Annotated in this window: 20 protein-coding genes; 9 read left to right on the forward strand and 11 right to left on the reverse strand. The window is 40.3% G+C overall.

Going from position 1 to position 21,964, the window contains the following annotated elements; translation table 11 throughout:
* Window positions 1-5: 5 nt before the first annotated feature.
* Window positions 6-191, reverse strand: a complete 186-nt coding sequence (locus N475_RS25210) for a LysR substrate-binding domain-containing protein (protein WP_227008424.1) — start codon at window positions 189-191, stop codon at window positions 6-8.
* A 342-nt stretch (window positions 192-533) separates the two neighbouring features.
* Between N475_RS25210 and N475_RS16985 the strand changes: the two genes are divergently transcribed.
* Window positions 534-1,718, forward strand: a complete 1,185-nt coding sequence (locus N475_RS16985) for a hypothetical protein (RefSeq protein ID WP_063365650.1) — start codon at window positions 534-536, stop codon at window positions 1,716-1,718.
* A 559-nt stretch (window positions 1,719-2,277) separates the two neighbouring features.
* Here N475_RS16985 and N475_RS16990 read toward each other — a convergent pair.
* The 4 genes from N475_RS16990 to N475_RS17005 all read right to left on the reverse strand — a co-directional run bounded on the left by N475_RS16990 (window position 2,278) and on the right by N475_RS17005 (window position 6,664).
* The gene (locus tag N475_RS16990; RefSeq protein ID WP_063358133.1) at window positions 2,278-3,165 is read right to left on the reverse strand and encodes a class I SAM-dependent methyltransferase; all 888 of its coding nucleotides are present in this window, start codon (window positions 3,163-3,165) and stop codon (window positions 2,278-2,280) included.
* Window positions 3,162-4,370 (reverse strand): N-acyl amino acid synthase FeeM domain-containing protein, encoded by a 1,209-nt coding sequence (locus N475_RS16995; protein WP_063358132.1) that lies wholly within the window; start codon window positions 4,368-4,370, stop codon window positions 3,162-3,164. The genes N475_RS16990 and N475_RS16995 overlap by 4 nt, the downstream gene beginning before the upstream one ends.
* Before the next feature lie 345 nt (window positions 4,371-4,715).
* The gene (locus N475_RS17000; RefSeq protein ID WP_063358131.1) at window positions 4,716-5,990 is read right to left on the reverse strand and encodes a sensor histidine kinase; all 1,275 of its coding nucleotides are present in this window, start codon (window positions 5,988-5,990) and stop codon (window positions 4,716-4,718) included.
* On the reverse strand, window positions 5,987-6,664 hold the full coding sequence (locus N475_RS17005; RefSeq protein ID WP_063365662.1) for a response regulator transcription factor: 678 nt from the start codon (window positions 6,662-6,664) through the stop codon (window positions 5,987-5,989). The genes N475_RS17000 and N475_RS17005 overlap by 4 nt, the downstream gene beginning before the upstream one ends.
* 127 nt (window positions 6,665-6,791) lie before the next feature.
* On the opposite strand from N475_RS17005, the gene N475_RS17010 reads away from it, so the two are divergent.
* The 3 genes from N475_RS17010 to N475_RS17020 are packed head-to-tail and all read left to right on the forward strand — an operon-like array spanning window position 6,792 to window position 9,635.
* Window positions 6,792-7,829, forward strand: coding sequence for a glycosyltransferase family 2 protein (locus N475_RS17010; RefSeq protein WP_081216002.1), 1,038 nt, complete (start codon window positions 6,792-6,794; stop codon window positions 7,827-7,829).
* Window positions 7,829-9,244: an ArnT family glycosyltransferase gene (locus N475_RS17015; protein ID WP_063358130.1), complete on the forward strand. Its 1,416-nt coding sequence runs from the start codon at window positions 7,829-7,831 to the stop codon at window positions 9,242-9,244. Before N475_RS17010 ends, N475_RS17015 begins: the two co-directional genes overlap by 1 nt.
* A 10-nt stretch (window positions 9,245-9,254) precedes the next feature.
* Window positions 9,255-9,635 (forward strand): GtrA family protein, encoded by a 381-nt coding sequence (locus tag N475_RS17020; RefSeq protein WP_081216010.1) that lies wholly within the window; start codon window positions 9,255-9,257, stop codon window positions 9,633-9,635.
* A gap of 176 nt (window positions 9,636-9,811) precedes the next feature.
* Here the strand turns inward: N475_RS17020 and N475_RS17025 are convergent, their stop codons facing one another.
* On the reverse strand, window positions 9,812-12,340 hold the full coding sequence (locus tag N475_RS17025) for a TonB-dependent receptor (RefSeq protein ID WP_063365651.1): 2,529 nt from the start codon (window positions 12,338-12,340) through the stop codon (window positions 9,812-9,814).
* 153 nt (window positions 12,341-12,493) lie between these two features.
* Between N475_RS17025 and N475_RS17030 the strand changes: the two genes are divergently transcribed.
* Window positions 12,494-13,018 carry a YaeQ family protein gene (locus N475_RS17030; protein ID WP_063365652.1) on the forward strand — a complete coding sequence of 175 codons (525 nt, stop codon included), beginning with the start codon at window positions 12,494-12,496 and terminating at the stop codon, window positions 13,016-13,018.
* Here N475_RS17030 and yfaE read toward each other — a convergent pair.
* Window positions 13,010-13,282, reverse strand: coding sequence for a class I ribonucleotide reductase maintenance protein YfaE (gene yfaE, locus N475_RS17035; RefSeq protein WP_063358126.1), 273 nt, complete (start codon window positions 13,280-13,282; stop codon window positions 13,010-13,012). The two genes, N475_RS17030 and yfaE, sit on opposite strands and share 9 nt — an antisense overlap.
* Window positions 13,282-14,412: a class Ia ribonucleoside-diphosphate reductase subunit beta gene (nrdB, locus tag N475_RS17040; protein WP_063358125.1), complete on the reverse strand. Its 1,131-nt coding sequence runs from the start codon at window positions 14,410-14,412 to the stop codon at window positions 13,282-13,284. Before nrdB ends, yfaE begins: the two co-directional genes overlap by 1 nt.
* A 555-nt stretch (window positions 14,413-14,967) precedes the next feature.
* Between nrdB and N475_RS17045 the strand changes: the two genes are divergently transcribed.
* From N475_RS17045 to N475_RS17055, 3 genes are all read left to right on the forward strand, one after another.
* Window positions 14,968-15,210 (forward strand): hypothetical protein, encoded by a 243-nt coding sequence (locus N475_RS17045; RefSeq protein ID WP_063358124.1) that lies wholly within the window; start codon window positions 14,968-14,970, stop codon window positions 15,208-15,210.
* A 98-nt stretch (window positions 15,211-15,308) separates the two neighbouring features.
* A complete protein-coding gene (locus tag N475_RS17050) occupies window positions 15,309-16,190 on the forward strand; it encodes an SDR family NAD(P)-dependent oxidoreductase (protein WP_063365653.1) in 882 nt (293 codons plus the stop codon).
* Window positions 16,191-16,254: 64 nt separating this feature from the next.
* Complete coding sequence (locus N475_RS17055) at window positions 16,255-17,043, forward strand: YwqG family protein (protein ID WP_063358122.1); 789 nt, start codon at window positions 16,255-16,257, stop codon at window positions 17,041-17,043.
* A 55-nt stretch (window positions 17,044-17,098) separates the two neighbouring features.
* Here N475_RS17055 and N475_RS17060 read toward each other — a convergent pair whose 3' ends face one another.
* The 3 genes from N475_RS17060 to N475_RS17070 form a co-directional block, all read right to left on the reverse strand.
* Window positions 17,099-19,081, reverse strand: coding sequence for a hypothetical protein (locus N475_RS17060; RefSeq protein ID WP_063365654.1), 1,983 nt, complete (start codon window positions 19,079-19,081; stop codon window positions 17,099-17,101).
* 285 nt (window positions 19,082-19,366) lie between these two features.
* Window positions 19,367-19,819: a nuclear transport factor 2 family protein gene (locus tag N475_RS17065; RefSeq protein WP_162269604.1), complete on the reverse strand. Its 453-nt coding sequence runs from the start codon at window positions 19,817-19,819 to the stop codon at window positions 19,367-19,369.
* A gap of 50 nt (window positions 19,820-19,869) precedes the next feature.
* Entirely contained in the window at window positions 19,870-20,067 is a 198-nt protein-coding gene (locus N475_RS17070; RefSeq protein ID WP_063358119.1) for a hypothetical protein, read from the reverse strand.
* A 307-nt stretch (window positions 20,068-20,374) separates the two neighbouring features.
* Between N475_RS17070 and N475_RS17075 the strand changes: the two genes are divergently transcribed.
* Window positions 20,375-21,883, forward strand: a complete 1,509-nt coding sequence (locus N475_RS17075) for a sensor domain-containing diguanylate cyclase (protein WP_162269605.1) — start codon at window positions 20,375-20,377, stop codon at window positions 21,881-21,883.
* Window positions 21,884-21,964 lie beyond the last annotated feature (81 nt).

Below are 21,964 nucleotides of genomic sequence, written 5' to 3' on the forward strand. Positions count from 1 at the left end.
TTTAATTAAAGCAGTTCAAAGCCTTCTTGCAATATATCTACGGTTGCATCTGAAACAGAAATTTCCAATTCAATATTTGGGTATTGTTTGCAAAACTCTGCGTAAATAGGCTTTAAAAGGTTTTGGTATACAAACCTTGGTGTCGTTATTCGCACCTTTCCCGAAGGATCTTTGCTCAGCTCGCTTATCACAGTCAATAAAAAAGGAGTGCAGTCTTACCACGTTGAGTTGCGCGTTAGATTAAATGTAGAGACATACAAGGGTTCTCAATTTCAAGGTAAGCAAATAAGTTTACTTGTGAATGAACTTTGGGAGCTCTGTGTTAAAGAAAGCAACCATATTGAGATATCTCGATATGTTGTTGACGTAGTGAAGCAGTAAATTCAGCTTACTTAGTTTTATTTGAGTTATAAGTATTTTGAGCTTAAGGTAGTCAATATGAGTTTGTCGACTGCTAGGAATGGATCCTATCACGACATTTTTTACCTATATTGGCTTAAGCTTTATAGGTTTCTACATATAAGGAGAGTATTATGCTTTTAGATTTTTGGGGATTGAAAACCGATACTAAAGATGTGGGGAAATTGGGCGGACTCGTTTTAAAGTTCCTGGAGCATGCAAAAAAATCAAAGGAACCATATTTTTATCCAGAGAGTATTGTAAAGAAAATGCTCCTGTCGCACGAATTTACCGAATGCAACAAGAATACTAAATTCATTAAATATGATAACTGTTACAAATACTATGACAGGGAAAGAAAGTCATTTAGTTTAACTATTAGCAAAACGGAGTCTTTGAACATTGAGATCCCTTACAAAGAGTTAATTAATTTCATAGAAAAGCCTTCCGCTTCTATATCAGTGCCAAGTGAGATTAAGAACTATAAAATGGAGGAGTCGCTATTATCGGATACAGAATATAACTTACAAGAGTATATAAAAGAAAATAATGGGACCACTGATGGGTCAATATTAAGAATAAGCTCATTTAATAAAGTCAGAGAAAACGAGTATGCTTGCACATTAGAAAAATCTTCTTATTATTATCAAGTTAGAACTAACTTAACGCTAGACTTCCCATTACAAAATCACCATGAAAAAACATTAAGAACTCTTGATTTAGGAAGAAACAATAAGCTTCCTAGTTTTGATAATTCGATCATGGTTAATTCAATAGGGGTATCAGCAATTGTTTATTACAGGCACCCTAAAACAGGAGAGCGTCATTTCTTCTTGAAACCAAGAAAGAGTAAACGTGTAGCTGGTTCTAATACAAATGTGGGTACAGGCGTATTCCAAGGTATGCTCGGTACTATCAGCGGGGTTGTTCAAATTCCAAATGGCGTGGCGGTTGATAACCTTGTTAACTATGCAACATTAGAAATGCTCAGAGAGTTTTCAAGGGAAACAGGGATTGATCAGAAAAAAGAGCCAGCAAAAATGATCAAACCGCTATGCTTTACAAGAGAGTTAACAAGAGGAGGTAAACCTCAGTTTTTCTTTTTAATAGAGATTGATTACATATCTGATTCCGACTTTAAACGAATGTTCAGAAAATCCCTAGAGGGTATAGAAGAATTTGAGGAAGGTGTAATGAAAAACCATATTTTGTTTAATTCAATAATGTCTCCAGAGGTTGTATCGAATATGTTTTATGCACTTTCTTACTTTCAGGAAAAAGATAATTTAGAAGCTCAAGTGCTAAATATTAAAGGCTAACGATTGTAGGGTATAATATTTTTTACCATGGTGTTTTTTGAGGTATACCTTCATAATGCAAAGCTAATATTGAAATGTACCTCTTATATTTAAGCTAAGAAAGGTTGTAAATTAAAAATTCAAGGTGTTAGTGAACTTTGTCTAATATGCTAGTTCGGTTTTGCAAATTAGCATATTAATATTTTATTGTAGAACTATGGGGTTATTAATTTTCCTTAATATAACGAATCAGCTATTTATTTTTTTGATTAGTGAAAAGGAATAAATGCATTCTGGGCTAGGTGCTAAAATCCGATGCATGTTAACTTGCTTACATGGGCCTTTTCTTAATTTCACCTTATTTCTCCAAATCACAGTTCTTATTTATTTTGCTACCACCTTAGGTTTCGAGTTAACTTTAACTTTCAAAGTCGTTGGTTCTGCTTTACTTATGTCGCTAGCGTATCCTTGCGCTAGGCACACATATAAAAATGAAAAATATCTGGTGAAAGATACATATTATATTCGTAAAGCAAGGAAGCCAAAAAATCTAACTATTAACTCTTTCACCTCATCCTCATTAATCAAAAGTACAATGCACAAAATATTCGCCTTGATACATTTTTTGCTGCAGCTTTCCCTGTATCTGTTGTGCTACTAATTCTTGCCCACCGGCAATAGAATGGAGTTGGCATTGGTGTGTTTGCAAATAGTCTTTCATCTTGTGACTATCGATATCCCACTGTATAGGTTCACCGAGCTTTTCTAAGTGACGATACAGCATCTTGGGTACGGTGTTTTTTGCGCTTTCTTTGGGCTCTAGAGTGGAGAAAACAAACTGGGTGCCGTAGCCTGTTAATGTACGAATAGAATCAAAGATTGTTTTAACGTCTTTTTCGTTTAAATACATTAAAACGCCTTCGCATATGAACAAACTCAATCGCTTTGGATCGAAAGCCCCGAACTCGGTCAGCGCGGTTTGAAGCTGTTGACGGCCAAAGTCTACTGCTAAAAAGTGCATGTTCTGGCTCTGGATAGACCCTGCTTCCAGCGCTTTTACCTTCTGCTTTTGAGTGGCTGGATGATCAATTTCAATAAAATTGACCTCAGGATAATCCTTTTGAAGACGCCAGCATAAAGAGTCAAACCCAGCGCCCAAAACGACAACCTGAGTAACGCCATTTGACAGTGCTTTTAGAGTCAATTGCTCAATATGGCGTTTACGTAATACATAATGCAAAGAAATACCGGGTAACAGTATCCGCTCCCTGAGTTTTGCGAGCTTACAAAACCACCAACTATTGAGCTGTTTCAGTCGGTGTCGACCTTGTTCGCTCCCTTGTAGTATCTGGCGCGATACCGAAATGACATTGTCGCTTACTAAAGCCCTGTACTTTGAGGTTTTCGCTGCAAATAGAAGCCCCTGAGCGACGGTAAAAGCGGTAGAGCTGGCATTATTATCCTTCATGAGCGGGCCTCGCTATAAAATACAATGCTATTTTCAGTTAAGCCAATACTGCCTGTCTTAGCCTGTTGTTCAAGAAACGCCTGACTTTCATCACGTTCAACACCTGATATCACTGAAAACGCGTGCCCTCCCATTCTGACGACTCGCTGATGTGGCTTTTTCAGCATAGGTTGTGCGGTTTTAGCAAGTTGCTCGAGAAAAAACTGTAATCTTTCTTCTTGAGATGCGTGTGCGTAAATCAATGCTCTGCGACCCACATCACGAAGTTTTTGGTCCATCACTTTGAGAACCGCTTTCATAAAGCTCTGATCTTGGTTGACCTTTTGCCAAAATTCTTTTTTGTTTAGTACCATTAGGTCTGTGTTGACAATGGCGGTGGCGTTGACTTTACGAGGCTGTTCATCGATAAGGCACGACTCACCAAATAGCTCTCCGGCTGTCAAAGTTGCCAAATCAAAATCTTGCTGCATGGTGGTTGTGTCCATAGTAATACCTATGGCGCCGCTGCTGATCAAGTAAGCTTCATCCGGGTTTTCATCAGTTGCATTAAAAATCGGCGTGCCAGCGCTGACAAGCAAATATTCGTAGCACAGTGCAAATAATTCGGTCAGTTTAGAGTGTGTTCTTGGTCCACCAAATGCCCATTTTGTGATTTGTGCCATGCTACAGTGCATGGGTACCATAGAGACTGAAATATGTTCATGGCGAATTTGCGCCCCAAGCGCTTTGAGACCCATACGCTTGTATAGCGCTAGAGTTTCGATGTTCGCTGTAGTGATAATATCAGTAACGCCTCTGGCTTCCCCAATATCACAACTCAGTTTAAACAGCGAACGAAACAAATCTCGGCGATTGCGCCATCTGGCATCAATTGCAAACATGCCTGAGTTAGCCAACAAGGGGATAGGCAAACCTTGAGACTGGGCTTGCTCAATTAGCTGGGAGCGATACTGATTAAAGTCATACATTTGGTCCGCCGGCAATCGAAGAGCGCCATCTATGACCACCCGTATAGTGCCGACGGGTGTTTCGCCATCATACGCAATAATGTTATAGCTGTCGGGCATACCATCGAACATATCCATAATGATACGTTGCGGATTTTTCTGCATATAGGCGTATTCTTCGGCATATACCTGGTACCTGAGCTGGTATACATGATTAAGCTCAACCGGTGTAGTAGCGACTTTTACTCTGATAGACATTGAACGGGCTTTATTTTAATTATTGTAAAGCTGGATTGTAACCTTCAGTAGCATTGTGGTAAACAGCATGTTCAATGAAAAATAAAATCTGAATGAGCCCAGAGAAAGTGTCGAAGCTCAAAGTAATGGCTGCAAACTTTCAACTAACATATCAATGGGGTCAGAGTCATTGGTTTCCTTGTGGCTAAGTCAATTAGCTGGTGATTACGTTGTATAACATCACTGTCGTCACAGGGGTCTTTTTTCTGTAGATGAAGCCTATTAAGCCGTCACAAAATCAGTTTCATTTGAGCATTTCGAACTAGTTTAAAAATAGAAATCTTTAAACTAAAAATATGGGTACAATTAGTTTACTACCTTGTTCGATGAAAAATCGACGCATACAGTACAACCTTGTTCTTCATTGTTTTGAATGGAAAATAGCCAGTCAAAGCGTTGGCAAAAATCCTCTACGATGAGCAGCCCTAAACCATGACCTTGTGGATCCTGATTACCGTCATAGCCACACCCTGTGTCAATTACCTTTAATCTCGACGCTGACATGACAACTTCAATACTTCCTGACTCGGTGGCTGCAATCGCATTTCTTATTAGATTGTTGAGCACAATCGCAATTACTGGCGGGCTAGCTTGGACAGTAGGCAGACTCTCAATTGTGCAGCTTAAATTGAGTCGCTTCTCAGTTGCAAGAGGGAGATTGGACTCTATGATTTTATCTAACTCATCAGTTTGCAGCGTTCTAAATGGTTCGTTGTGCTTTTCACGCTCATAGCGCACCAGCGCGAGCAGAGCATCTGTCATAGTTGACATTTGTGTAGTTGCGTCTTGCATTCGGTTGATTTGGCGTGAAACAAAACCGTCGTCTGTCGCTCTTAAAAGAAGTTTAGAAGCGCCTTTAATAACCGTTAAGGGAGTTCGAAGCTCATGACTTGCATAACGTGCAAATGACTGTTCCCGTTTAATCAATTCGTTTACACGAGTTCTGTAACCATTTAACCCAGAAGCGAGGGTCTGAAACTCATTAGCTGCATCGTTAGGCAACTTAAAAAGCGCACTGGGATCGTTTTTATCTAGCTGTGTCTTAAGTGCATTGACAGGCTCTATTAAACGTTGTGACAACTTCATTAAAAGCTTCGCGAAAATAAAAATAAGTACAACAACAAATGTCAGGTTAATGGCAATTACGGAGATAAATTCATCGTAACTTATCTCTACTTCATCAACATAAGTGAGCAAGATAATAGGTTTCTCAATACCATTTAGAGTAAACGAGCTTAAGTAAACCATTTGAGAGCCATCTTCTATATGCACTTCATCCAAGAAGTGGCTTTTGCCAAGAAGGTAAGGTTGGTAGGTTTGTGGCACCAGTGAAATGTCATTGTATGCGGTAGTCAATAAATCGAGCTGAACTACTTTGACTTCAGGGTTGGAGTGAAAGTAGTGAATGGCTTCCTTTTTATCAATGAGTATTCGTCTTTCTCCCATTCTGTCTTCGGCCCAGTGCAAAGTAAGTGTAATAAGCGCAAAGCAGAACAACCCTATAACAGCAGAAACAGCAGCAAAAAATAGTGCTAAGCGACCAGTCATACTGCGTGTATTTCCGAGGTATCGACGAATCATGGAGTTTGTTCCAAACGAAATCCAACCTTAGGCACGGTTACTAAGACAGGGTGCTTGAAAGGTTTATCTAGTTGTGTCCTAAGTTGATAAATATGACTGCGCAGCACGTCATTATTGGCATCATTCTCTTGCCACAATTGAAATGCGATTTCTTCTTTTGTTAGGACTTCTGGCGCTTTTTTTAAAAGTAATTCCAAGATTGTGTATGTAGTAGGGTTGAGCGCAAGAAAGCGGCCTTGCCTGTAGGCTTGTCGAGTTTTCTGATCAATGGATACATCACCGTAGCTGAGTTTTTGGCTTACAAACTCAGCATTACTGCGTCGTATCAATGCATGCATGCGTGCTTCTAGAATATCTAAGTCGAACGGTTTTGTGAGGTAGTCATCTGCGCCATGCTCGAAGCCTTGTAGAATATCTTCTCTACCATCTAAAGCAGTTAGCATTAGAATGGGCGTGTTATTGCCTGACTCCCTTAGCTTATTGCAAATGGATAAACCGCTTAAACGCGGTAGCATCAGGTCTAATAAAATAATGTCAAAAGTATGTTCGCTTGCGAGTTTTAGCCCTAACTCTCCATTGTCTGCATAATCAATCTCCATACCCATTGATTCAAAGTAGTCAAACAAAATACCAGCAATTTCGCGATTATCCTCAACTATTAACAGTCTTTTCAAACGAACACTCCAACAAAAATCTCTATCTATATTATGCATAATTAGCGTGAAAAAAATGTCGACGACAACTCTTTCACTGCAGCCAATGTAGGCTAAATCCGTCTTTTAATGATGCGGATAAATACATATGTCTTTTTCTAATGCACCGATAACAAATATAAACACACTGACTAAACGCCGAGACATTGGACCCACATTGTCAGTCGTTGTTCCGTTCTATAACGAATCAGAAGTACTTGCTGAATTTCATCAGCGACTCAGTTGGGTAATGACGCAAATCAGTGGCAAAACAGAAATTATCTATGTCGATGATGGGAGTGTTGATGGTAGTTTAGAGATTGTCAAAAATTTCGATGCGATGAACTGTACGATTAAGTGCGTTGAGCTCAGTCGGAACTTCGGCAAAGAGAACGCTATGAGTGCAGGCCTCAATCATGCAAAGGGCCAAGCAGTTGTTATGATAGACGCTGACCTGCAAGACCCACCAGAGCTTATCCCTAAAATGTTGTGTAAATGGCGAATGGGGTTTGATGTTGTTAACATGAAGCGCACAAACCGTCGTGGAGAGTCATGGTTTAAGCGTTTTTCAGCTGGGTGCTTTTATAAAATTCTAAATAAAATGACGCCATTAAACGTCCCAGAAAACGTGGGGGATTTTCGTTTGATGAGCGCCAAAGTGGTCAAACACATTAATGCTCTACCAGAACGTACTCGCTATATGAAAGGGATTTTCGCATGGCCAGGGTTTAATCAAACAACCATTGAGTTTGAACGTGATGCACGTTACTTAGGACAGACAAAATGGAACTACTTAAAGCTGATCGGTCTTGCCATGGATGGAATATCATCCTTTTCAATTCGCCCACTCAGAATCGCGACTATATTAGGGGCGTTGGTCGCAAGTTCTGCATTTATTTATGGTTTGTTCATCATTACTAAAACCATTGCTTTTGGTGAAGTTGTTTCCGGTTATCCTTCTACAATGGTGGTCCAGTTGGCGCTTGGTGGAGTACAGCTGCTCTCTATAGGGTTACTGGGAGAGTATATTGGACGAATATTCATTGAGGTCAAACAAAGACCACTTTACCTCGTGGCAGGTGTACACGATTGCAAAGGTATATCGAATAACAATGCTAATTTGGCGACTGTAGGGGAGAAATCATAGTGACTGTACGACAAATTCACCTATGGTTGCTTTTGGCGTTTGCTCTATTACTTAGACTTATCTCTCTAGCAACGTATCCCTTAATGGATACTACAGAGGCACGCTACGGTGAAATGGCAAGGCTGATGGTTGAAACTGGTAATTGGCTAACCCCACAATTTGATTATGGAGTGCCGTTTTGGGGCAAGCCACCGTTGTTTACTTGGATGAGTGCAATTGGGATAGAGTTGTTCGGATTAAATGAGTTCGCGGTGCGAGTTCCTCACTGGTTTGCTGGCGTACTGACCATTTGTTTGATAGGTATGCTAGCTAAAAAAACAGATAACAATCCAGTTGTTGCCGCAATTGTCGTCGCTACTTGTGGGATTTTTACTATTGCTTCTGGCGCCGTGATGACTGATATGGCTCTGACATTGGCTTTAACTATGGCAATGGTGGGCTTTTACTTTTGTTGGTCACAAAAAGATGAGCATGCTCATAAATGGGGGTATGTGGGGTTTTTTGGCTTAGCTTGTGGCTTGCTGGCTAAGGGGCCAGTAGCCTTAGTAATTATGGCGATAGCGGTAGTGCCTTGGCTTATTCTTCAACATGGGGTATTGGGCGCATTCAAGCAACTCTGGAAAAGGTTTCCTATATTATCAGGCTGTGGGCTTATGGTGGTTGTGGCGATGCCATGGTATGTAATGGCAGAGTTCGCCACACCTGGTTTCTTAGATTACTTTATTGTTGGAGAGCACTTTAATCGATTCGTAGTAAGTGGTTGGGAAGGCGATCTTTATGGTAATGCGCACGACAGACCCAGGGGTACAATCTGGTTGTTTTGGCTACAGTCCGCTTTGCCTTGGTCAGTGGTACTTCCATTTTTAATTTGGAAAAAACGAAACAATCGAGCCGATATTGAAAAAGGCCATCGCGGTTTATTTAGCTTTCTAATTTTTTGGCTAATCTCGCCGCTCATACTGTTCACGCTATCGGGGAATATATTACCCGCTTACGTACTACCTGGTGTGCCAGCGATTGGAGTTTTGATCGCTATGTTGGTAACACAAAAAGATTTCAAATGGCTATGGGGAGCTTCAGCTATCATCCCTGTGGTATTAATGATCGCTTTGTTAGTGCTCAATATGGGCAAAGCAGATAGCCGTAGTGACAGAATTATATTTGAGCAAGCATCACCTCAACTCCAAACATTTTATGTTGGTAAGCGACCATTTTCAGGTCAGTTTTACAGTCTTGGGCAAGCAAAGGTACTCACAGATGAGAACGCACTATATTCATTGAAACGGTACCACCTGATTGGCCGGCCTGAGAAGATAACGGAGCTTGTAGTACAATATTCATTAAGTTGCGCCTTGGAACTTGAGTCACAATCTGGACGGGCTTTGTACACTTGTAACAGTACAGTTGGTGAATAACGTGACGCAAATGATTAAATTTGCTCTGGTAGGTGTTACCGGGTTTGCAGTAGATGTTTCGATATTTACGCTTTTGAGTTTAGGCTTATCGCTGCAAATTGAATGGGCTAGGGCAATCGCTTTCTTGATTGCCGCTTTTACTACATGGGTTGGGAATCGTCATTTCACATTTGATACTGCGAGCGCAAATAAACCGGTCTTAGAGTGTCAAAAGAGCTTAATCTCAGCCGGCTTCGCTGGTGCAATTAATATTGGTGTGTTTAAGGGGGTGGCTCTTTATTCAGATGACATATTGTTTGTGTACTTTGCTTTTATCTGCGGTGTGCTCGCGGGAATGGTACTAAATTATTTATTGAGTGCGTTTTGGGTGTTTAAGACCGCAAGAATATGACAAGGTGACACGTTAAGTTTGATTAGTTTAGCCAGTTTAAACATAAAGTTACTCAGAAACAGAATGTGACTTTTTATACATCAATATTTTGGTTGTATTAAGTTAATACATCACTACAAATAAAAATGCTGCCACGAAGGACAGCATTTTGGGTCTCTATAAAAGAAAGGAACTGTTTAGAAGTAAGCTCTAATTCCAAGCTTTAAGTTACGCCCAGGGAGAGGCGCCTGATCTTTGATAAATGAGCTGTGTACAAAGCCCAATTCATCAGTCAGGTTTTCTAAATTCATGTAGCCAACCATATCAATGCCTTGAACAGCAAAGTCATAGCTAAGGCTTGCATCAACTAACGTGTAGCCTTTAGTTACCGTCTCATAAGATGTGATCTCATCTTGCTCAAGGTAACGAGTAATCGTCATATCAGCTTTGAATGGGCCATTTTCATACGCGTAATTGATACCAAGCTTGTTGCTTGGGATGCGCGGTAAGTTTTGTCCGTTGTCCAATTTAGCGCGTAAATGGTCACCGAATACTTTAATACGATTCACATCGTTGATTTGATAGTGAACATCAAACTCTAGACCGTATAACTCAGCGTCTTGGCTTACGTACTGATATACATCACGTGCACCTTCATGCTCATGATCAGCAACTTCTAAACCGTGTTCAGACGTGAAGAAATAGTTCGTCTTTTCTTGGTAATAGAAGTCAGAAATATCGTTGTAGAAGAAGTTTACTGTGTAACCAAAGTCACCAACAAAGCGACGGAAACTGATATCTAAGTTAGTAGATGTTTCTTTTTCGATGTTCGTCGGTTCAAAGTGGATCTCATTATCTTCGATGTGATATCCAAGGCCCAGCTCATAAGTGCTGGTGGCAATGTGTAATCCGTTTGACAACAATTCAGCGGTAAGTGGTGCTCGCTCTGAACGAGATAGGCTAATCGCAACATTTTGACCCGGTGCGTAGTTATATACACCGCCAATTGAAGCACTAACGTTAGTCATCTCTAATGTGTAATCAGAAACTTGAGTTGTTTTAACCATCTCTTCTTCGTGACCGTGGTCATGATCATCATCATGACCATGTTCGTCGTGGTCATCATCGTGGCCAACGTGTGTTTCTGTAATACGACTTGAAAGCTCAAAATCTTCGATACGCGCACCAAGCTCTAACGTAAAGTCACCGAATTCTTTTTCTTCTAAAACATAGAAAGCGTGCGTAGTTGTATTTGTCGCTGGCGTGAATGCCTCAGCGCCTTGAGCTTCATAATCACTGTCAGAGTAGTGGTAACCAAAAATACCGTGCCAGCCACCGATTCTGTGTTCAAAGTTTGTGCGAAGTTCAGTAGTTTCGTTTTTAAATACAGTGCCAACTTCGTTGCCTTCAATTTCAGAGTGTTCATAATCTGTATAACCAGCACGAACTTGAATAGACTCTAACCAATTGTTGTGCAGTGCATAGTTGAATAGCGCTTGCCATCTATCTTGCTTAACACGCGCAAATACATTGTGCTCTTCACCAGCGTGATCATGTGCATCATCTTCGCCATGGTCTTCATCGTGATCATGGCCGTGATCATCTTCATGCCCATGCTCATCATGGTCGTGTCCGTGATCGTGGCTATGCGCAGGGATGCCGTAGTCAGTTTCAATACGGCCATAAGAAATACCGGCAGTAATGTGATCAGACACATAGCTAGTGCCAATATTAAATACTTCAGAATCAATAAACGTATTGTCTACTTTTTCTGCATATTCTGCTGCGTGCTCTTCTTCACCTTCATGCTCTTCGCCTTCATGCGCATGGTCGTCATGTCCGTGCTCATCTTCATGGTGCTCGTCATGATCGCCCGGCAGCTTAAAGTTTGGCGTTTCGTAGTCATCGCCTTGGCGCTTTACGCCGTCAAAGTGGAAATTAAAGCCTTCGTGACCTGTTTCAAATAAAACAGCGTATGTATTTGTATTTGAATTAGTGTCATGGCTGTAATTTACCGCGCCCTGAGGTGACTCGATAACATCTGTCGGAATACGGTTATCAACAACGTTGACAACACCACCGATAGCACCAGCACCGTACAATAGGGTTGCTGGACCGCGAAGAATTTCGATTTGCTCAGCGCCAAGAGCATCATTTGTCGTAGCATGGTCAGGACCAACACGTGAAGCGTCACTGCTGTCTAATCCATTTTGCGTGATTTTAACGCGAGGGCCATCCAAGCCACGAATAATTGGGCTTGAAGAAACTGGACCAAAGTAGCTTGCGTTAATACCAGGTAAACCTTTAAGAGTTTCGCCCAATGTCGGCTTAGCTGAATTTTTCAGCGTATCACCACTTACGACTGTAACTGGTGAAGCCATTTCCATATTACTTTTGTGTAGTGCTGACGCGTAAACAACAATGCTTTCAACAGAACTTGGCGTAAGAGTAACTGTAACAAAAGGAGAATCAGGATTAACGTCTAAGCGTTGATCAATAAAGTTATTTTTTGAAACATGTAACTGAGAAACTGCGTCAACGGCGATAGTGAAGTTACCGTCAGCGTCTGTCTTGATTGTTTGTGATTTGCCATGCAGATGAACATTTGCATTGCTAACTGGAAGATTGTTGTTATCTACAACTTTACCTTTTAACTCGCCAGCATAAGCTGACGTTGACAGCATTACTGCGCTGACACTCAGTGAGATCAAAGATTGTTTAAACATGTTACTTCTTATTGAATGTGTTTGTGATTGTGAACTTGTAATAATATAACACCTCATTTTTTCAAAAACAATGATGTTATACTATAACTTTATGTTTGAATTATATTTGACTGTTCCTATATTTAAACTTAAGCGACTTTAAAAGAGCTAAGTATGACAGGTCCATTTGTATTCAAAGTCAGGTTAAAAATAGCTGATTTGTTTCATCAAGCGAATCATCTAGAAACCTTCACGACTGCGTTGCAAAAAGCAGAAACGCTTGAGCATTTTGTGTTAAAGCTCATAGGGTACTGTGCTTTGTCTTACAGTGAAAAAGTTAGATGGCTAAATAGTCGTGAGAAGTCTAGTCCCGATGTGTGGCACCAAGATGACAGTGGGGTGATCGAGCATGCCTTATTTGTTGGTCCAGCAGAATTAGATGATCTTCAAAAGTATGCAAAGCTGTATAGCAAAACCATTATTTTTACCGCACATGATTATGAGTGGTTTAATGCATTGGAACCGCATTTGATTGCAATGCCTAACATTAGGATATTTACGGTAAAACAAGCTTGGGTAGATGAATTAGTCAATGCCCTAACGCGCAGTCTGCACTGGGATGTGGTAATAGAAGACGGTGCGATAGCAATTAGCAATGGCACCGATTATTTTCAAACAGATGTTCAGAGGTTAAGTTAGCTTAATCACGATATCGGTTATCGGTTTTGAGCAGCATAATAAAATCTCACCATCGCGCACAAAAGCCAATGGTTCTTGGTTATACACTGTTTTGCCTTGTACTAACTTTGCGCGGCATGCACCGCAATAACCTTCTCTACACTGATAGGGAACATCAATATTGTTTTGTTCTAAAGTACAGAGTAGTGAAGGTGATTGAGCCGCAAATTGCAGCGGCTCATCGTGTTCTTCAATTGTTACAGTTGGTTGTGGCCTTTCTTCCATTACAGGTCGAAATCACCAAAATCTGATGCGCTGACTTCTGAATCGATTTGACCTACTAGGTATGAACTGATCTCTGCTTCTTGCGGTGCAACTTGAACATTGTCAGATACCAGCCAAGCATTGATCCACGGAATAGGGTTACTTTTATTTTCAAACTGAGCTGGTAAACCTACTGCTGTCATACGTACATTGGTGATGTACTCAACATACTGGCAAAGAATATCTTTGTTAAGGCCAATCATAGAACCGTCTTTAAACAAGTATTCTGCCCATTCTTTTTCTTGCTGCGCAGCTTCAACGAACATTTGAATTGCCTCTTGTTCGCATTGTGCTGCAACAATCGACATTTCAGGGTCGTCTTTACCTTCTTGCATGATATTTAAAATATGCTGAGTGCCAGACAGGTGCAGTGCTTCGTCGCGAGCGATTAGCTTGATTATCTTTGCATTACCTTCCATCAATTCGCGTTCAGCAAATGCGAAAGAGCAAGCAAAACTCACGTAGAAACGAATCGCTTCGAGAATGTTTACCGACATCATGCAAAGATAAAGTAGCTTTTTAAGCTCGAACAAATTGATGTGAACAGTTTCACCATTGATTTCGTGCTTACCTTCGCCATACATATTGTAAATAGATACTTTTTCGATTAATTCATCGTAGTATTTAGTCACAGAGTCAGCTCGCTCGCTAATTTTATCATTTTCAACGATATCGTCGAAAATCAACTCAGGCTGCTTAGTCACATTACGAATGATGTGAGTATACGAGCGGCTGTGAATGGTTTCACTAAATGCCCATGTTTCAATCCAAGTCTCTAGCTCAGGGATTGAAACAATCGGAAGTAGAGCAACATTTGGTGAACGACCTTGAACACTGTCAAGCAATGTTTGGTACTTTAAGTTGCTTAAGAAGATATGTTTTTCATGTTCAGGCAGTGCCTGAAAATCTAACCTGTCTTTACTTACGTCGACTTCTTCAGGACGCCAAAAAAAAGATAACTGCTTTTCAATTAGCTTCTCAAATATTGGGTATTTCTGCTGATCATAGCGAGATACATTAACAGACTGGCCAAAAAACATTGGCTCTTTTAGTTGATCATTATGTTTTCTGTTAAACGTAGAATACGACATAAATAATACTCGATACCAAAAAATGTAGCGGAGGCCAAAAGACCTGACCGCTGGAAAGTTTACAATTTATCATGATCACAAAGTGTCGACCCAAGAGTCTTACTAAGCCTCTTTTGGGGCAAATTATTTTGCATCGTTTCACTTTGTGTCATCAAACCCAGAGCGTGTGTTTCAGTATACGAATGTATCACAGAATTCGATTCCACACCGCAAATAAATTTATCAGATTTAGGCGATTACCGTCTTGACAAATCTCCAGAAATAGCAATATCTAGACCTCTACTCAATACGGGGAAATGTTAATTTAAGTCATAATTACAATAGGTTATAAGTTCTTAAGTTAGCTTTAATAACGCTTGATTTAAGCGCGAAATCTTCCCAAATATATTTGCATGTTTTACAGATTTTGAATTATGCGATGCAGAATTAATCAGCTTAGCCAAACTTTTCTAGATATCGACTACAGACATCAAAAAAGGAGTTTTTTGAAGTTGATTTAAACCTCTAACAATAGAACAAAGGAAATGGAAACACGACGACTAAGAGCATGAAAAGATGAACTCAAACTTTTTCATTGACACGAACACACAGAAAATTGCTAATCAAAAACGCCTGTGTTTTTGGTGTTCACATCGGCGGTTTGGTTTAGTTGAAGAAGCGAGTGTTGCAGATCTAATTTTGACAGATGGCAACCCTTTAGAGAATATGGCATCGCTTCTAAAAGGAGTTTTGGTTAAAGGTTTTAAACCTGTAGAGATTTATGATGCAATTGCTGGCAATTACCACACAGGCGAGTGAGATTATTCATTAGTTTGCACAAATAGGCATTAGATTTTTGAGTCAGTGCAATCAAACTGTGAAAAGTAGTACGTTAAATAAGAACAAAAAGGTTGTGTATGAATAAACAAATATTGGTCACGGGTGCATCGTCAGGTATTGGTCTGTGCCTCGTTCATCACCTTTCTTCTATAGGTCACACGGTTTATGCAGGCGTTAGAAAACCAGATGACTTTAATCAATTAGTTGGATTCAAAAACATCATTCCGGTTATGTTAGATGTAACAAATAAGACGCATATATCTGAATTTATAAAGAGGCTAAAAGCGTCAAATAAGCCGCTTTATGGTTTGGTCAACAATGCGGGGTTAGGCGGAGTTGGACACTTTAATGCCTGGCAAGAAGATGAAATAAAAACGATGTTTGATGTGAATGTATTTGGCCCTTGGCGACTAAGCAAGGCTTGTATTAGTTCCTTGCTAGAAGGAAAAGGTCGAATAGTCAATATTGGCGCTCAAAATAGCATAGGCTCTTGCGAATTTTTGGGTCCCTATGCAATGACAAAAAGTGCGCTCGACTCGTTTACAGAGTCATTGCGTTGTGAAGTTGCTGAATTTGGTGTGAAAGTCAGCCTAATTCAGCCCGGCAGCATTAAATCCAAAATGGAAGAATCTACCCACAAGTCAAGTATGGAACGGCTAGGGCGTTCTTCTTATCCCTTCGACACTCGAGCCAAAGTACTTATTAACCATATTTTGGAACAAGAAGAGCGGGCACAGTATATAGAGCAGAATGCATCTGAGCCTGAATTTGTTTCCCATGCTGTTGAACATGCTTTGTTTAGTGATGAACCAAAAGAGCGATATGTAATAGGGACGCATCATGAAGGGAAGCAGACTATCGAAAAATTATTAAAACGTGTAGCCCAAACGAATCAAAATCCGGATCTTCATTATTCAAGAAATGAACTAATTGAAATATTAGACAGGTATCTTGCTTAAAGAGCGACAATCACATGGTCTGAAATCAGGCCCACATTAATGTCAACATGAAAGAAAGAACAATATGAGTGTAGAGACTGAAATCCAGCAGATTAAAGAGCAATTACAACCTCATGCCCTAGAGTTTGTAAAAGTCATACCCAATGCTCAGGAACCAAAAAATATATGGAGCAGTAAATTTGCGGGCAAACCCTATTGGCCAATTGAGAAGCAATATCCGTGTAATAGTGGTGGGGCTCCTTTGGTTTTATTGGCACAAATTAATTTTGAAGATGTGCCAGCCCTAAAAGGGTACCCAAGTGAAGGTATACTCCAGTTTTTTGTTGAAGACGATGACGAAATGTATGGATTGGATTTCGATATTCCGGTTGATGAGGCTATCAGCAAGCCAAACGGGTATCGAGTTGTATTTCATAGCGAGGTAATTAAGGACGAGTCCAAGCTAGAGGCACGATTACCGAGCGCCGCTGTAGACTCAGACTTTCCTGTAGCCAATGAATACTCTTTACAGTTTGAGCTAGACAAGGAGCTGCCTTCGCCTTCTGATTATCGATTCGAGAAGATCTGTGGTGATGTTTTTGAAATGGATGAAGCTGTAGGCGAATATCTTTACGATAATTTTGAAAGTATGGGTTCAAAAGTGGGTGGCTATGCTCATTTTACGCAGGAAGATCCTAGAGGTTACGAAAAACCGGATGAAAATTGGGTGTTGTTATTTCAATTAGACAGCCAAGACGATGAGGGGGTCGAGATAATGTGGGGCGACTGTGGCGTAGCTAATTTCTTTATAGAGCCTAATGCATTAGAGAAAGGAGATTTTTCTAGAGTTTGGTATAACTGGGATTGTAGTTAATAATGCACTGGCAGGTTGAGTAATAATAAGTACTTAACCTGCCAGTTGATTTTGCTTAATTGCCGCCGCCGGATATTGACTCTACGGTGACTTCTACCGAAATATTTTCGGTATTATGTGTATAGCGCATCATTTTGACTGTTTGCAGATCTGTATTTAAGAAAATACGGATTGACGGACCGTCGTCGTCACTGCCGTAATTCACTTGGACTCTTGGCTCTTCAGTAATGTCTTTACGATCAAATATTGCAACAATATCACTGGCTGCATAACTGACGCCCGAATCAAAGTCTACTGCACCATCTTGTCCAATAATGACAGTACCTCTGCTGTGTCCGTCTCCAGTCACTACATAAGTTCCTGCAAGGGCTGTCAACGCTTCTAAACTTGGGATTTCTCCATCTGACGCTTGTTCAACAAATTGTCCTAATAAGCCACCTCCAATAGCGAACAAATTGACTTCATGGAGTTTATCGTTCAATACGGCTACAGAGTATCTAAAGCCATTGGCCTGATCGCTGTAATTGTACTCATCGCCTTCTTTATCGAAACTATCAATGGTGATTTCGTCGCCATTTGACGCATCTGGGTCAACGTCAATAAACAGTTTGCCTGAACTTGAAAAAGTAAACCTGACTTTCTGGCCGTCTGTGTATGAAGAGCCACTTTCGCTTAATTTAAATGTAAGCGTAAATACTTTGCTACTGAGAGCGTCAGGTAGCATGTCATCTGAAGAATCGTCGTCCGATGAGTCACTATCAGTGTAACCGGGACTCCACGTATACGTTAGGTCTGCAGTTACTGTAACACCTGATGTAGAGAACGAGTATTTTACGCTAACAACCACTTTCTCGCTGCTAGCGCTTACCAAATTAAACTCTAAGTTGGTTACTGTGATACCTTGAGATTCTACTTGAGTTTTAATTTGTTGCTCAATGGCGTTAAGGTCTTCTGGGTTTGGCGCCGGTACATTATTGACCGTAATAGCAGGTAGTTCAGTCGTTATGCCAGCTGTAGTTGTAGTACCAGTTATGGTTAGAGTCGAGGTGGAGCCGTCATTCCCTTGGTCGTCTTGATCATCTCCATCATTGTCATCATCGTCGTCATCGGGTAAAAAGCCATCAGGGATAAAATCGAAGTTCAGATCATCTAGGTTAAGTCCGTCAAGAATTTCTTCCAATCCTTCTAAAGTCTTTTTAATTTCGTTAAGCAAGAAAGTACTATTAATGTCACTTGCTAAATCAGACACACCAAAACTATTTGCATAGGTGGTTATTTGCGTGGATAGATCACTGATAAATGAGTCCGCATTGTAAATAGGATTTTGAAATGCTTTGTCTCCAACCTTACCATCTAGCTGATTGTCTAAGAAGTCAGCTTTAAGGCTGTTTAGTATTGCAAGCGCCGGGTTATCTTGCGTAGAACCCAAATTGGCTAGCGCTGCGAGCGTCACGGCATATATTCCTCCCTGATCGTTATTAACCGAGCCTGCTGCATTCTCTGAGATCAGTTGTGGTGCTTGCAGAATACTCTGCAAAGCGGGGGCAAGCGCTTTTCTGATTTGTTCATTTACGGCGTTTACTGAGCTGGCATCGGTTACATTGGCTGATACGATGGAATTCGCGGCTATTTCTGTGAGTGTCGTCACGCCCACTTGGCTTTGCAGTGCAGAGAGCACCGCTCGAAGTTTAGTATCTGTCGGAAGTGGTAAAAAGGTGCCTTTGGCTTCGTCAAAGTATTCTGATTCGCTCGTTGGCATAACCTCGACGATAAAAGGTCCTGTTGAACCAGCTGGTATCGTAATGGTTGCACTACCAGAGTCTCCGGTGCTTCCTGTGGCACCTGACACTGGCTGATTGTCACTTAAGGTGAGTACTTGTATATCAGCATTTTTAATTAACCCCAAAGAAGGGGTGACTGTGATTTGAGTGTTTTGTTCAATAGGGGCTGGGTCATCATCGTCGTTGTCTAAACAGCCAGGCAATGACAATAGGGATAATCCAAGCACAAGAAATTGCAATGGTTTGTTGATGTTCATAGCATATGCCTACAAGGTTAACTTAATCTTCGTTGCTATTACATCCAAACAACCAGTCCAATCCTTGTAATTTATTTGATAATACTATTTTCAATAGCACAGTGCTGGCATTAGATACTTATCGTTGAGTTCTTCCGGCTAAGTTGAAAATGCAGGAGCAAATAGCATAATTGAATGTAGACCAAAATTAACGGATTTGTAGGTTTGAAGCACCTAAGTTGCGTATTTTTAGAAATTATTGGGCAAAAGCAAACTCAGTTGAGAAGAGCTTGCTCTTGAAATTAATTATAGGGTGTCAATGCGGTCTACAATAACGTCTCTGGTCTGGAAAAGACACTTATTGTTCGATATAACAAGATTATCAATGTACCTTCCTGATAATACCTTTGTTTCTACATCTGCATTCTTTTCTTTCATAAATAAGATGAAGTTAGAAGCTGCTTTCAATTGACCTTCCGCAGAAACGTAAACATCTCCAGAAGTCAGCAGGTGTACAGATTTATTTTTTGTTCTTGCTGATTCGAATCTGTCGGCGAGTTCTTTGCTACCGTTTAGTTCGATGCCGAACCTTTTTACAGTAAAAGATGCATCCTTGGTAAATAGACTGAGGTACTGAGATGTTGTTCCCTTATCTCTAATCTGTGTGTATTGATACAGGGTGTTTTCACACAGTCTTTTTGTGTTTTCGTCCACACTGGAAGTCGAACTACAACCTGCTAGGAATAGTAGTGGGAGCATTAAATATTTCATTGCAGAACCTTATTTTTCTTATAGCTTCTGGGCGAAGTTTATTTGTGTGTGTGCTTATTCTTTTTCTTTCCAATCACAAACCTAGAGGCGAGCGCGTACACTACGTAGACCAAAATTAGAGAATTTCCGAGCACTAATATATCCTTATCTTCTGTAGACAGCCACAACATTGCAAGTGCTGCTATTGCAATCGTAAAGTGTGTTACCAAGGGGTTAGATTTGCTCTTCTTACTCATTATAGACCTACTTTAAAATTGGAACGTGCATTATAAAATGAAATGGAGTCTTTCACCAGAAGAACGCTCGAGTCACTCGTCTTATACGAACTTATATCTTTTATACGTTTTATTTTAATTTTACGTTTAACGCATTAGTGTCAATAAAATAATATATAGAACATTGACCTAGAATAACCTTTAAAATAATAGGGACGCTAGAATTTCTGCAAATTGCAGGGAAACATTTTTAACTGTTATGGTTAAAGGAACATTACACTCATTACGTAAAGTATTTCGGCTAGATTTGAAAAGGCTAATATTGGTTTTGGCTACATTTGGGGTGGTGTTTACTTCTCTCAACACTCTAATAACTAGTTATCATGTTCATCGTAGTGCATTTATCAAAGATACATTGCATGCGAATCAAGTGTATGCAACAAAGCTAGCACAAGTTACCGAATTGTTTTTGCAATCAGTGAATAGCCAACTTCATGTGAGTGCTTATCACATATCGGTCAAACTCAGCGACTTAACAGAAGTACATAAAGAATTGGAACGGTTACTAGGTCAAACCAATAGCTTTGACTCTTTGGTTGTTGTTGATACTCACGGTAAGATCATCGCTGTTAAACCAGATCTCGACGTGTTAGGCAAATCAATTTCCAATAATCAGCTTGACGTACTCAACACACAGCAGCCTCAGGTTCTTGAACCGTTTGTTTCGCCTGCAGGAAATTTAATGATTAGTCCAACATACCCCATTTTATCAGAAAGCGGCGACTATTTGGGCTTTGTTGCTGGTGGTATTTACTTGCAAGGGGATACAATACTGAATCGACTTCTTGGCCGACATCACTATGAAGACGGTTCTTATATGTATGTTGTTGATAAAAAAGCCCGCTTGCTCTTTCATGTGAACGAACATCGAGTAGGTGAACTGGTTAAAGACAATTTAGCAATAGAGCGAGTTCTAAAAGGCTTTACAGGCGCTTCAGAGATCGTCAATAGTGCTGGTATATCAATGGTAGCAGGCTATGCACCAATTCCCATGACAGGTTGGGGGGTAGTCAGTCAGAGGCCCATGTCTTCTATATTAGATGAATTAGGTGTAACTCATAGAGCTGTTATTTATTCAAGCATACCCGCTACAATTCTCATTTTGGGACTGATATTAATTGCAGGAATACAAATTGCCAAACCACTTGCACATTTAGCTAAGCAGTTGGCAACTTTTGACAAAACGAGTTCTGATACAAGCCAAATAAAGGCATGGTATTATGAAGCTGCAAACCTAAAGCGCACTTTACTGCAAAGCAATCGTTCAATTAAAAAAGTAATCAAGTCATTGGATAATGATAGAAAAACAGACCAGCTTACCTCTTTGCATAATCGTTTGTCACTAGATCTTTGGCTTAAGAACGCAATGCTGTCTAAAGCTGGAATGTCGGTTTTGGCGATAGATATTGACCATTTTAAAAGTATTAATGATGTTCATGGGCATAGAGCTGGTGATGAGGTGCTCAAAGAATTAGCATCGGTTATGCGTGGTAATGCACGGGCAGATGATTTCATATGTCGTGTAGGAGGAGAGGAGTTTTTGGTTTTTTTACCAAAAGTCTCGTTAGGAGAAGCCGTTGATGCAGCAGAGCGTCTTCGAAAGCAAGTGCTTGAACATACAATGCCAAAAGGAATACAAGTTACGGTCTCGATTGGAGTTTCACATTGGTTAAATAATGAGTCATCTATTGAGAGAGCAATAGAGCTTGCCGACCAAGCGTTATATCGAGCTAAGCGCACTGGCCGTAATAAAAGTTGCTGTGTTGAACCTGTTTAATCGTATTTTTAAGGTGATAAGCCGCAAATCATTTACATTCTTTTAGCTTAGGCAATGATCTTTGTCTTAAATGTGGGTAAT

Origin of the sequence: Pseudoalteromonas luteoviolacea DSM 6061 (assembly GCF_001625655.1) — a bacterium.
GTDB lineage: Bacteria > Pseudomonadota > Gammaproteobacteria > Enterobacterales > Alteromonadaceae > Pseudoalteromonas > Pseudoalteromonas luteoviolacea.

Bases quoted from the DNA above. Each gene is read 5' to 3' on its own strand.
- N475_RS16985 (WP_063365650.1), top strand. From the start codon at position 534: ATGCTTTTAGATTTTTGGGGATTGAAAACCGATACTAAAGATGTGGGG.
- N475_RS16990 (WP_063358133.1), bottom strand. From the start codon at position 3,165: ATGAAGGATAATAATGCCAGCTCTACCGCTTTTACCGTCGCTCAGGGG.
- N475_RS16995 (WP_063358132.1), bottom strand. From the start codon at position 4,370: ATGTCTATCAGAGTAAAAGTCGCTACTACACCGGTTGAGCTTAATCAT.
- N475_RS17000 (WP_063358131.1), bottom strand. From the start codon at position 5,990: ATGATTCGTCGATACCTCGGAAATACACGCAGTATGACTGGTCGCTTA.
- N475_RS17010 (WP_081216002.1), top strand. From the start codon at position 6,792: ATGTCTTTTTCTAATGCACCGATAACAAATATAAACACACTGACTAAA.
- N475_RS17020 (WP_081216010.1), top strand. From the start codon at position 9,255: ATGATTAAATTTGCTCTGGTAGGTGTTACCGGGTTTGCAGTAGATGTT.
- N475_RS17025 (WP_063365651.1), bottom strand. From the start codon at position 12,340: ATGTTTAAACAATCTTTGATCTCACTGAGTGTCAGCGCAGTAATGCTG.
- N475_RS17030 (WP_063365652.1), top strand. From the start codon at position 12,494: ATGACAGGTCCATTTGTATTCAAAGTCAGGTTAAAAATAGCTGATTTG.
- yfaE (WP_063358126.1), bottom strand. From the start codon at position 13,282: ATGGAAGAAAGGCCACAACCAACTGTAACAATTGAAGAACACGATGAG.
- nrdB (WP_063358125.1), bottom strand. From the start codon at position 14,412: ATGTCGTATTCTACGTTTAACAGAAAACATAATGATCAACTAAAAGAG.
- N475_RS17045 (WP_063358124.1), top strand. From the start codon at position 14,968: ATGAACTCAAACTTTTTCATTGACACGAACACACAGAAAATTGCTAAT.
- N475_RS17050 (WP_063365653.1), top strand. From the start codon at position 15,309: ATGAATAAACAAATATTGGTCACGGGTGCATCGTCAGGTATTGGTCTG.
- N475_RS17055 (WP_063358122.1), top strand. From the start codon at position 16,255: ATGAGTGTAGAGACTGAAATCCAGCAGATTAAAGAGCAATTACAACCT.
- N475_RS17060 (WP_063365654.1), bottom strand. From the start codon at position 19,081: ATGAACATCAACAAACCATTGCAATTTCTTGTGCTTGGATTATCCCTA.
- N475_RS17065 (WP_162269604.1), bottom strand. From the start codon at position 19,819: ATGCTCCCACTACTATTCCTAGCAGGTTGTAGTTCGACTTCCAGTGTG.
- N475_RS17070 (WP_063358119.1), bottom strand. From the start codon at position 20,067: ATGAGTAAGAAGAGCAAATCTAACCCCTTGGTAACACACTTTACGATT.